The organism is Sulfuricaulis sp. (genome assembly GCF_040901545.1).
Lineage (GTDB): Bacteria > Pseudomonadota > Gammaproteobacteria > Acidiferrobacterales > Sulfurifustaceae > Sulfuricaulis.
The window spans coordinates 1-11,294 of record NZ_JBBDYL010000067.1; the positions used below are offsets into that span (position 1 = coordinate 1).

Annotated in this window: 9 protein-coding genes and 1 pseudogene; 9 read left to right on the forward strand and 1 reads right to left on the reverse strand. The window is 56.8% G+C overall.

Going from position 1 to position 11,294, the window contains the following annotated elements; genetic code table 11:
- Positions 1–255 precede the first annotated feature (255 nt).
- Positions 256–1,548, forward strand: a complete 1,293-nt coding sequence (gene eno / locus WD823_RS13725) for a phosphopyruvate hydratase (RefSeq protein ID WP_368430065.1) — start codon at positions 256–258, stop codon at positions 1,546–1,548.
- 37 nt (positions 1,549–1,585) lie between these two features.
- The gene (gene ftsB, locus WD823_RS13730; RefSeq protein WP_368430066.1) at positions 1,586–1,906 is read left to right on the forward strand and encodes a cell division protein FtsB; all 321 of its coding nucleotides are present in this window, start codon (positions 1,586–1,588) and stop codon (positions 1,904–1,906) included.
- A 35-nt stretch (positions 1,907–1,941) separates the two neighbouring features.
- Here the strand turns inward: ftsB and WD823_RS13735 are convergent, their stop codons facing one another.
- The gene (locus tag WD823_RS13735; protein ID WP_368430067.1) at positions 1,942–3,030 is read right to left on the reverse strand and encodes a folate-binding protein YgfZ; all 1,089 of its coding nucleotides are present in this window, start codon (positions 3,028–3,030) and stop codon (positions 1,942–1,944) included.
- A gap of 64 nt (positions 3,031–3,094) precedes the next feature.
- On the opposite strand from WD823_RS13735, the gene sdhC reads away from it, so the two are divergent.
- The 7 genes and pseudogenes from sdhC to WD823_RS13770 form a co-directional block, all read left to right on the forward strand.
- Complete coding sequence (gene sdhC, locus WD823_RS13740) at positions 3,095–3,472, forward strand: succinate dehydrogenase, cytochrome b556 subunit (protein ID WP_368430068.1); 378 nt, start codon at positions 3,095–3,097, stop codon at positions 3,470–3,472.
- Entirely contained in the window at positions 3,469–3,822 is a 354-nt protein-coding gene (gene sdhD / locus WD823_RS13745) for a succinate dehydrogenase, hydrophobic membrane anchor protein (protein WP_368430069.1), read from the forward strand. The genes sdhC and sdhD overlap by 4 nt, the downstream gene beginning before the upstream one ends.
- A 24-nt stretch (positions 3,823–3,846) precedes the next feature.
- A complete protein-coding gene (gene sdhA, locus WD823_RS13750; RefSeq protein ID WP_368430070.1) occupies positions 3,847–5,613 on the forward strand; it encodes a succinate dehydrogenase flavoprotein subunit in 1,767 nt (588 codons plus the stop codon).
- Between the two features lie 344 nt (positions 5,614–5,957).
- Positions 5,958–7,607, forward strand: a complete 1,650-nt coding sequence (locus tag WD823_RS13755; protein WP_368430073.1) for an N-6 DNA methylase — start codon at positions 5,958–5,960, stop codon at positions 7,605–7,607.
- Positions 7,607–8,908: a restriction endonuclease subunit S gene (locus WD823_RS13760; protein WP_368430071.1), complete on the forward strand. Its 1,302-nt coding sequence runs from the start codon at positions 7,607–7,609 to the stop codon at positions 8,906–8,908. Before WD823_RS13755 ends, WD823_RS13760 begins: the two co-directional genes overlap by 1 nt.
- On the forward strand, positions 8,901–10,874 hold the full coding sequence (locus WD823_RS13765) for a hypothetical protein (protein WP_368430072.1): 1,974 nt from the start codon (positions 8,901–8,903) through the stop codon (positions 10,872–10,874). The genes WD823_RS13760 and WD823_RS13765 overlap by 8 nt, the downstream gene beginning before the upstream one ends.
- Positions 10,871–11,294, forward strand: a pseudogene (locus WD823_RS13770) (hypothetical protein); the annotation flags it as partial. The gene WD823_RS13765 and the pseudogene WD823_RS13770, both read left to right, overlap by 4 nt.

Below are 11,294 nucleotides of genomic sequence, written 5' to 3' on the forward strand. Positions count from 1 at the left end.
ATGATCCTCAGGTGGCTTAGATTAAGGTTTTCAACAAAGCAAACCTATCTCAAAATCGGTAGGGTGCGCCCTGCGCACCGATCCACGGCTTAACCGAAGCCATTGGTGCGTGGGACGCACCCTACGAGAACCGAAACATGGTATTTTGAGATAGGTTCTAATATGAGGACATAAAGTTTTCATTTGGCTGCTGAATTCTCATGTTCACGGTGACATAAGTCATCGATCCAAACTATTTTTATATCCACACACGAAATGCCAACCATAACTGATATCCGGGCGCGCGAAATCCTCGATTCACGCGGAAACCCGACCGTCGAGGCCGATGTCATATTGGATTCCGGAACCGTGGGCCGGGCCGCCGTCCCCTCCGGCGCCTCCACCGGCAGTCGCGAAGCCATCGAATTGCGCGACGGTGACCCCATGCGCTATCTCGGCAAAGGCGTGCGCCGGGCGTGCGATCATGTCCAGGGCGAAATCCTCCTGGCGCTGGCCGGCAAGCCGGCGGACGATCAGGCAGCCGTCGACCGGATCATGATGGAACTCGATGGCACGGAGAATAAATCCCGCCTTGGCGCCAACGCGATTCTCGCCGTGTCACTGGCGTGCGCGCGGGCGGCCGCGAGTGACGCCAAACTTCCGCTGTATCGCCATTTGAACGATCTCGCCGGCCAACCGCCCCTGGTCATGCCGGTGCCGATGATGAATATCATTAACGGCGGGGTGCACGCCGACAACAATATCGATTTTCAGGAGTTCATGATCCTGCCGGTGGGCGCCGCGACGTTTGCGGAGGCGCTGCGTTGCGGCGCGGAAATATTTCATGCGCTCAAGAAAGTGCTGCAGGGAATGAAGCTGAGTACCGCCGTGGGCGACGAGGGTGGTTTTGCGCCGAATCTTAAATCCAACGAAGCGGCATTGCAGGTTATCGCACTGGGCATTGAGCAGGCCGGTTACAAGCTGGGGACGGACGTCTGTTTCGGCCTCGATGTGGCCAGCACCGAGTTCTGCAAAAATGGCAAGTATGTAATGGAATCGGAACATGTCAGCCTCAACGCCGAACAATTGGTCGACAAATTGGCCGAATGGGTCGTCAGCTATCCGATTATTACGATCGAAGACGGCTGCGCCGAAAACGACTGGGAAGGCTGGGGCAAGCTTACGAAAAAACTTGGCTCGAAAATCCAGCTCGTGGGCGATGACCTGTTCGTGACCAACACGAAAATTCTCGCACAGGGCATCAAGCAAGGCGTCGCCAACTCGATTCTCATCAAGTTAAATCAGATCGGCACCTTGACCGAGACCTTGGCAGCGATCGCCATGGCGCGCCGGGCGGGTTACACATCCGTGATCTCGCACCGATCCGGCGAAACGGAGGACAGTTTTATCGCCGACCTGGCGGTGGCTACCGGTGTCGGCCAGATCAAAACCGGATCGCTGTCGCGCTCCGACCGCGTGGCCAAGTACAACCGGCTGCTCGGCATCGAGCAAGAGTTGGGCTCAGATGCTGTTTATCCCGGACGGCGGGCATTCCCCAGGCTTGGCTGATGAGCGGCGCTGCGGCGACCCGAATCGGTAAGGTAGAATGAAATTTGTGAAGATCGCAACCTATGTGCTGCTGGCCATGCTGGTGTTGCTTCAATATCCCTTGTGGTTTGGGAATGGCGGTGTCATCGCGGCGTGGCGGCTCAGCAGGGAAATCGCCGCGCAACAGCTGGAAAACGCCCGCCTGAAAGATCGCAACCAGGCCCTTGAGGCCGACGTCAACGACCTCAAACAGGGATTGCAGGCAATTGAGGAACGGGCGCGCGCGGAACTCGGAATGGTGAAAAAGGGCGAAATTTTCATCCAGGTTATTGAAGAACCGCCGGATAAGTCACCCTCCAACGATTCTACCGTGCGCTGACCGAGCCCGGTCAGGCAAATCCTGACCGGAAATATTCAGCCGCCGGCAGGAATGGTATAAGGCAAAGGTTCGACGGTGATGCGCGGACCGGTATTGCTGCCCAAATGCAGCTCGCCCGCCGTGGCGCTGTTGATCTGGATAACGGCCAGCAGGTCGAACCCGCCCTGCGGCGAAGCCTGGGCATCCACCACGGTGCCGGCGGATTGACCGGGAAAGTTCGGGGCGTAAATGGATTCGCCCGGGCGCGGGGCGATATCGCCGTCAACATGCGCGCGATACATGCGCTGTTTGAGATTGCCAAGGTATTGCATCCGCGCCACGATTTCCTGTCCGGGATAGCAGCCTTTCTTGAAATTGACGCCGCCGATGACTTCCAGATTGGCCATCTGCGGCACGAACGCTTCGCTGGTTTCGGGCAACACCCGCGGGATCCCGGCCATGATATCCAGCCACGCCCACACCGGCGGGCCGACCGGTATCGCACCGCGCTTCAATTTCTCCCACAGTCCGGCGGCAGCGGCGGGAGGCGCGACGATTTCAAACCGGGGCAGCGAACCGGCCACGCGTATGACGGTTATCTCCGCTTGCGTCTCGCAGCCATCCACGCTGCCGGGGGCAAATCCCGCGCTCTCCCGGAGCATGTTTTCGGCATGGGGCCCCGACAGCCCGAAGACTCTCAGCTCGGAATCCGCGACATCGAGCGTGACCTTGGCGCGCAGCACGTACATCCGCAATCGTTTGAGTATGGTTTCTTGCAGTCCGGCGGGAAAATGCAGGAAGTAATCCTCTCCGCGGCGGAAAATCCGGAAGATAACGAGCATACGGCCTCTGGGACTGCACCACGAAGCAAGCTGGCTGTGGGTCGCATCGACTAGCTGGATGTCATTGCTTAACTGGGCGTTCAGAAACTCCAGCGCCCCTTCGCCGCGCGCCCGAATCAGGGTAAAATCGGCGCGTTCAGCAAGGATGTTTTCGTGGGCGGCAGCGCGTCGCTCCATCAGCGCGTTACCGAAGTGCTGAACATGTTCGGCTACCCGCACAGCACCCTGACTTTGGATAAATGATCGCCATATTCCGTTCACGAATGAGATGTTGTTGGCATTGTTGACTGCAGCCTTCATCATAGCGAAATTCCGGCTGCATGGAAAAACGAGTGAAGGTCGGCAATGTCTGGTTTAAACTAAGCAAATGCAAAATAAGAAGAAACGCCCCGTCTACCTGAATTTGTTACAAATACGCCTGCCGGTGGGCGGTGTGGCCTCCATCCTGCATCGCGCCACGGGCGCTGTGCTGGTGCTGCTGCTCCCTTTTGCCCTCTATCTGTTGCAACGTTCCGTCCAGGAGCCCGCGGCGTATGCCGATATCGCCGCTCGCCTGGCTACCATCGAGGGCCGCGTGGTCCTGTTGGGAACGGTCTGGATGTTTGCCCAGCATTTCTTTTCGGGCATTCGCCATCTGTTGATGGATGTCGGCATCGGCGATGAAACCGCCACGGCACGGATCAGCGCCTGGTTGACCTTTGTCGCGTCCGGCAGCGTGGTGGTAGTGACGGGGATTTGCCTGTGAGGCGCCCCGACTCCTCGGGCAGCGCCCATACCGGACTGATGGAATGGCTGCTGCAACGGGTGTCGTCGCTGTATATGGCCGGTTTCGTGGTCTACGCCATCGTGTATTTCGGCCTGCAGCCGGTGCGCGACCACGCCGCCTGGCAAGCCTGGTTTGCCCTGGGGTCGGTGCGGATTCTCTGGGCGATATTTATATTCAGCCTGCTGCTCCATGCGTGGATCGGCCTGCGCAGCATCTTTATGGATTACATTCACCCGCTTTGGATCCGATTCAGCCTGTCGCTGATCGCCGCCTTCGGCCTGCTCGCCCTCGGCCTCTGGGCGGCGCAGATATTAATGGTGGCGGCGTGAGACGCACAGTAGGAGTGTATTTTCATGAATAGCATCCCGCGCCGTCGTTTTGACTGCCTGGTGATTGGCGCCGGGGGCGGCGGACTGCGCGCCGCATTGCAACTGGCGCAAGGCGAAGCGCACGTGGCGGTCGTATCGAAGGTTTTCCCGACCCGTTCGCATACCGTCGCGGCCCAGGGCGGGATCAATGCCGCGCTCGGCAACGTGCTGCCGGATAACTGGCACTGGCACATGTACGACACCGTCAAGGGCAGCGACTACCTGGGCGATCAGGATGCGATTGAATACATGTGCCGCGCGGCGGCGCATTTGGTTATCGAATTGGAACATTATGGCGTGCCGTTCACCCGGCTGGACAACGGCCGTATTTATCAGCGCACTTTCGGCGGTCAAAGCCAGAACTTCGGCGGTGATCATGCCGCGCGCACCTGTGCCGCCGCCGACCGCACCGGACATGCCCTGCTACACGCCCTCTACCAGCAGAACCTCAAGGCGCGCACGCATTTCTTCGATGAATTCTTTGTCATCGATCTCCTGGTCGACAAGGACGGATCCGCGCTCGGCGCGCTGGTCATCGAAATCGAGACCGGCGAGCCGCTCATCATCGAGGCTAAAACGACACTGATCGCCACCGGCGGAGCGGGGCGGTTGTTCCGCACCACGACGAATGCGCTGATCAACACCGGCGACGGCATGGCCATGGCGCTGCGCGCCGGTATCCCGCTGCAGGACATGGAGTTCATGCAGTTTCACCCCACGGCCCTCGCCGGCATCGGCATCTTGATTACCGAAGGCGTACGCGGCGAGGGTGGGTACCTGATCAACAGTGAAGGCGAGCGTTTCATGGAGCGTTATGCCCCCAAAGTGAAGGATCTCGCGAGCCGTGACGTGGTGAGCCGCGCCATCTACGAGGAAATTCACGCGGGCCGGGGTTGCGGGCCGAAAAAAGATTACATCTTGCTCAAGCTGGATCATCTCGGGGCTGAGGTAATCAAGAAACGCCTGCCGAACATTCGCGATTTGTCGATTCGATTTGCCCACGTGGACCCGATTGAAAAACCGATCCCGGTAAATCCCACGGTGCATTACACCATGGGCGGCATTCCGACCAACCGGTTCGGGCAGGTTGTGGTGCCCGTGGAAACCGGTCCGGAAGTGCCGGTGCCGGGGCTCTACGCCGCGGGTGAGTGCGCGTGCGTGTCGGTGCACGGCGCCAACCGGCTCGGCGGCAATTCACTGCTCGACATCATCGTGTTCGGCCGCGCGGCCGGGAATAACATATTGGAATACCTGAAGGAAAACCGCTTCCATCGTCCCATGGCGGAGGACGCCGTAGAACGCGCGACGGCACGCTTGACGCGCTGGGACAAGAAAGGCGCTGGCGAATCGGTGGACCTGATTTGCGACGAGCTGCGCCTGACCATGGAAAAATATTGCGGTGTCTACCGCAAGCAAGATGTACTGGATGAGGGAATCAAAAAAGTCACCGAGCTGGACCAGCGCCTGAAGCGGGCCACATTGCGCGACCACAGCAAGATTTTTAATACCGCGCGGATTGAAGCGCTGGAGCTGGAAAACCTGATGGAAGTTGCCTACGCCACGGTCTATTCCGCCGCGGCGCGGCACGAATCCCGCGGCGCGCATTCGCGCCAGGATTATCCCAAGCGTGATGATATTCACTGGCTCAAGCACACGCTCTACAGTCGCGACGGCCACAAGCTCGATTACAAACCCGTGCGCATGAAGCCGCTGACCGTCGAGCCATTCCCGCCGAAAGAAAGGGTTTATTAGGACCCTGAATAAATCGTTTATTGTCATTCTCGCGGATGCGGGCTCGCAGTAATAGAGCCGAACGACCATCAACTTTGCGTCTTAAAAAGGGTTTCTGCCAAATTGCCCGGTATAGTCTGAACTCCTCAGGAACGCATTCTTCTGGCCTTGTGTTAGGATTTTCCAAACATTTCAAGGGGAACAGGAAGAGATACCGGTCCCGCAACACATATAAACGGCCCGCTACCACCTTAATAAGGAAGAGCATGCCAAGAAAGAAAAAGAACGCTTCAGCAACCGAACCATCGGCTAAAAAGTCTAACGGTGCCGCCCTAAGCAACGGCCACCACCCCGTGCGCCAAGATATGTCATTGGCGACGAACAAAACTGGCAGGGGCAATCGTGCCAACCCCACTGACAAATCCCTCGAAACATGGATCTGGGACGCCGCATGCTCTATCCGGGGCGCGAAGGACGCTCCAAAATACAAAGAGTTTATCCTTCCGCTCATCTTCGCCAAGCGCTTGTGCGATGTCTTCGACGACGAGCTGAACCGCATCGCCCAGGAGGTCGGCTCGCGCGCCAAGGCCTTCAAGCTGGTGAAGCACGACAAGAAGCTCGTGCGCTTCTACCTGCCGCTGGGACCCAAGAACCCGGACGACACGGTGTGGTCGGTCATCCGCACGCTCTCGGACAAGATCGGCGAACATCTCACCACCCACCTGCGCGCCATCGCCGACGCCAACCCGCTGCTCAAGGGCATCATCGACCGCGTGGACTTCAACGCTACCACCCACGGCCAACGCGATATCGACGACGACCGCCTCTCGAACCTCATCGAGGCCATCAGCGCCAAGCGCCTCGGCCTCAATGACGTGGAGCCGGACATCATCGGCCGCAGTTACGAATACCTCATCCGCAAGTTCGCGGAAGGTTCGGGCCAGAGCGCTGGCGAGTTCTACACCCCCGCCGAGGTCGGCCTCGTCATGGCGCGCATCATGGACATCGAGCCGGGCATGGACGTGTACGACCCCTGCTGCGGCTCCGCCGGCCTGCTCATCAAGTGCGAGCTGGTGTTGAATGAGAAGATGGCTTCACTCCCCTCTCCCCGCGGGAGAGGGGCCTCCGCTTCTCCCCCTCTCCCTCTGGGAGAGGGCCGGGGTGAGGGCAAGAAGTTTGCGCCGGCCAAGCTCTACGGCCAGGAAAACGAGCCCGGCACCTGGGCCATGGCTAACATGAACATGATCATCCACGACATGGAAGGCGAGATTCAGATAGGCGACACTTTCCGCAAGCCGAAATTCCGCAAGGGCAACCGCCTCCAAACCTTCGACCGCGTGGTGGCCAATCCCATGTGGAACCAGACCGAGTTCAAGGAAAAAGACTACGACACCGACGAGCTCGACCGCTTTCCCAAGGGCGCGGGTTACCCGGGTTCGAAGGCCGACTGGGGCTGGATGCAGCACATCCTCGCAAGCCTCAATGACAAGGGCCGCGCCGCCGTGGTACTCGACACCGGCGCCGCCTCGCGCGGCAGCGGCAACGCCAATACCAACAAGGAAAAGGACGTGCGCCGCTGGTTCGTGGAGCAAGACCTCATCGAAGGCGTGCTCTACTTGCCGGAAAACCTGTTCTACAACACCACCGCGCCGGGCATCGTCATCGTGCTTAACAAGTCGAAGCCCAAGGAGCGCCAGGGTAAGCTATTCCTGCTCAATGCCAGCCGTGAGTTTGTGAAGGGTGATCCCAAGAACTATATCCCCGAAGACGCTATCGCCCGCATCGCCAAGACCTTCACCGCATGGAAGGAAGTAGAAAAGTATTCACGCATCGTCATCCGTGAGGAGATCGCCAAGAACGACTACAACATATCGCCGAGTCGCTATATCCACACAGGCGAAGGCGAGGAGTATCGGTCGATTGCGGAGATTATGGAGGAGCTTCGCGAACTTGACGAAGAGGCGCGAACGACATCGGAACAGCTCAATAAGATTCTTTCGGCCTTAGGCGCGTAATGTCTGAGCATTCACTACTTCTTGAATCGCCTCCGCCTGGTTGGACACCAGCGCGCTTCGGGGATATCTGCAACCGCGCCCAGGATGCCGCATCGCCGTCAGCAAATGGGGGACGCTTGTATCTCGGTCTCGAACATCTTGCGTCGGGGCATCCTGCTCTGGTTGGTCGTGGAAAGGAATCGGACGTACGCAGTGGAAAAACCGAGTTCCACAAGCGAGATGTCTTGTTTGGGAAACTTCGCCCCTACCTGCGAAAGTCTGTGTTGGTGAACGAGGATGGTATCTGCTCCACAGACATTTTGGTATTTCGTGCAACTGAGAAATCCATTCCTGATTTTCTTTGCTTGCTAACGCACACTGACGAGTTTGTTGGGCATGCCAAAGCAACGACATCAGGCGTGCAACACCCACGAACCTCTTGGGCTAGTTTGCGTGAATTCAGGTTCCACGTTCCACCTCTGTCCGAGCAGCGAAAGATCGCGGGCGTGTTGGGCATGGTGCAGCTAGCGATCGAGCAGCAGGAGCGGTTGCTTCAGCTCACCGCCGAATTGAAAAAAACGCTCCTCCACCAACTATTCACCCAAGGCCTGCGCGGCGAACCACAAAAAGAAACCGAAATCGGCCCCGTGCCGGAGAGTTGGGAGGTGACTTCACTCGAAAGTGCCGCAATCGCGTTTGATTACGGTACTTCCGTGAAATGCGAGCACGGCAAAGCTGGCTTCCCAGTGCTCCGCATTCCGAATGTCATTGGCGGCTCAATTGACCTTGGCGACCTCAAGCACGGTCAGCCAAAACGAACGGAGTTGGATACGCTGCGGCTCCGCGACGGCGATTTGCTTTTCGTCCGAACCAATGGCGTTCTGGAAAACGCCGGGCGTTGTGCGCTATACCGAGGTGAATTGGATGACTGCTATTTCGCTTCTTACCTCATACGTGTGCGGGTTGATCATTCGAAAGTCCTGCCAGCGTTCGTGAATGAATATGCCAGAACCGAGCGCGGGAAAAGTTTTCTGAGCGGGCGTGCCATTCGAACCGCTGACGGAAAATTCAACATCAACTCTGGCACATTGAAGCGGGTACTGCTCCCTTTGCCGAGCCTTGAGGAACAAGAGGAGATCGTTCGTCAACTTGACGTTGTGGAGCGGAAGTGCAGGCTGCATGACGCCAAACGCAGTGCGTTTAACGGTCTCTTCCACACCCTACTGCACTTATTGATGACGGCGCAGATTCGGGTCGGCCACCTTGATATATCAGAATCGCAGGAGCCTTCAGGGCTTTCGGAGGGGGGTGCTTGTGAGTGATGAGGCGGTGACCGCGCCTGGGTCGGAAAGTGAGTTATTGAGAATTATCGGCGCGGCTGCATATGACATTCACATAAGCCGTTCAGAGGAGTTGACTTGCAATCTGCCGACGATGGGACAATGGCAGGCTGCACAAAAAGGAACGGTAGATTACCTGATCGATGGATGTACTGTTCGGTTTGCTTCAATTGAGGCACGCAACCGCATTGTTGCGGCTTATAAGTACGCAGATAATCGAGAGGAATTTTCTCATGATTTGCAGAGGTGGCTTAGTGTTGCGCACGATCTCTGGCGCCATGAGATTGGTAAGAGTGACAGTGCTGCCGGTCGGCTTCTGGCTCTTGTACACGAGACGTATGACATCTTCTCCATCGCCGCGGACGCGATTAAGATTGAATCAATGCGGGTGTTTGTCGTTCTTCATGTCGTCGAGTCTGCGTTGCCCTATCTTAAGGAGTTGCCACCCAACGGAGTACTGAATCTCAGTGCTGTACAGCACGAACGAACGAAGAACGTCCTTGCCGCTGGTATGTTCTTCGGCAAGCTCGAAAAGACATTGGTAGAGCAGCCTCATACCTGTCGCACAATCCATGACCGCCTCAGGAATAGTATTACTGAGGCAACTGCCAACCTGCATCCAACCGCACTCGTGGCGCTTGCGAAATCTTCGCCAAGAGACGCTGTCAGGCTCGCGCTTGAGGATGCTGAATCTTCAAACTCAATGCTCAAGAGCATCGCCTTACGGACATTAGGGCGACTGCTGACACTTACCCTGATAGCAGCTGACTCCATATCAAGTGCGATAACCGCCATATTGGCTGGTTTGTCCGATCCCGAAGAGCAGGTTCGACATACCGCCATCCGGGCTGCGGCCGGTGTAGTGCCCGTAATGGACGCATTCGATAACTCACTGGCTCTATTAGGAGAGGCTGGCGATCAATTCGCGCTAGGCGCAATTGCCGATTCGCTGTTCATGAATTTTTCAGACATGAGAAGTAAGGCGAACTTCAACGATTGGATTCGTCTAGTGAGCAAGGCCTCGCCCAGCTCACGAGGAACCTTGGGTAACTTCGACTACGTGTTGGCTCAGTTGATTGCTGATGACGCACAGCAACAATTTGCTATTTCTTGCTTCACCGATTGGGTTGGTGCCAATGCCAAGGACATGGCTAGAGATAAGTCAGTCGCAGAGTTGTTTCCCACAGTAACAATCGAGCTGGCTAACCGCCCGGAATTATTCTCGCAGGTGATTACAGACTGGATGCTTTCTGACAATAGGCGTCCAGCCTCCGCGGCCGCTGGGCTATTGTCCCATTTGTGGGCGCATGAGTTTAAACACCCGGAGTTCAGCACCCAGCGACTTGATGCCCTGGAGCAAAGCGATCTGCTGTTTTTGGCCAGACGCATGCTTGGTTTCATATATTCAGAGGATCATTTGCTGTCACTTACGATGTCTTTCCTCAAAACCAAGGACGCACCACACCGCGTATTTGGGCTCGTGCGGGCGTTGTGCGTTGACGAATTAGGAAAAGACTACCCATCTTCGACAATAACCATGCTTGAGACAGCATGCGCGGCTGAAACAAAGGAAGAATGGCAGAGGTTCTATACAACCACAGTTGAGGAGATCAAAAGTCGTATCAATGCGCTTGACGCCTTGCCGCGCCTTGTCGAGTTACGGCCTTCACCAGAGCTTCAGAGACAATTCGCCAAGGCACGCGCAAAGCAGATGAGCGCCGCGGTCGAGGAGGCTCAAAAGGGTTCCATCGTCCGGCAGATTGCGACGGAAGTCCCGATTAAGGCAGGAATTGGATGGTTTAGTTTCCGAAACGGTGGTTATACGGACGCGACGCACATGCGGTCGTTCTCCCAATCGGTCTCAGTACCAATGCGGGAGGCGTTCGACGCGGTTGGCTATGAGATAAGTCATTTATGGCTGCGTAAAATCAAGCGGGGGGAGTCATGAAGTTGATCCTCGCTCAATATTTGCGAACCCTCAAAGAGCGTGACGAATTTGATCGTCTTCTTCCAGACCTTTTGCTTGCTATGGGATATGTCCCAACTTCCAAACCACAAACGGGCATCCGTCAATATGGTGTTGACTTGGCGGCAGTGGGGCTCGCAGAAGACGGAGTTCGGGAATTGTTATTGTTGGTTATCAAGCGCGGAGATATTGGGCGTAGCGATTGGGATTCTGGTCCTCAGTCCGTTCGACAAAGCTTGAACGAGGTTTTTGATGTTTATCTAAAAACACACGTTGAACCAGGGCATGAGTCACTTAGAAAGAGGATTGTCCTTGCCACGACAGGCGATCTGAAGCAGGACACACAGTGGGCTGCTACCACTTCCAATGACACCGCCTTTAGCCTGATTGGGTGGATTGTTC

Coding starts and splice junctions, on each gene's coding strand:
- WD823_RS13755 (WP_368430073.1), top strand. CDS start 5,958: ATGTCATTGGCGACGAACAAAACTGGCAGGGGCAATCGTGCCAACCCC.
- sdhC (WP_368430068.1), top strand. CDS start 3,095: ATGCAAAATAAGAAGAAACGCCCCGTCTACCTGAATTTGTTACAAATA.
- ftsB (WP_368430066.1), top strand. CDS start 1,586: ATGAAATTTGTGAAGATCGCAACCTATGTGCTGCTGGCCATGCTGGTG.
- eno (WP_368430065.1), top strand. CDS start 256: ATGCCAACCATAACTGATATCCGGGCGCGCGAAATCCTCGATTCACGC.
- WD823_RS13735 (WP_368430067.1), bottom strand. CDS start 3,030: ATGATGAAGGCTGCAGTCAACAATGCCAACAACATCTCATTCGTGAAC.
- sdhA (WP_368430070.1), top strand. CDS start 3,847: ATGAATAGCATCCCGCGCCGTCGTTTTGACTGCCTGGTGATTGGCGCC.
- WD823_RS13760 (WP_368430071.1), top strand. CDS start 7,607: ATGTCTGAGCATTCACTACTTCTTGAATCGCCTCCGCCTGGTTGGACA.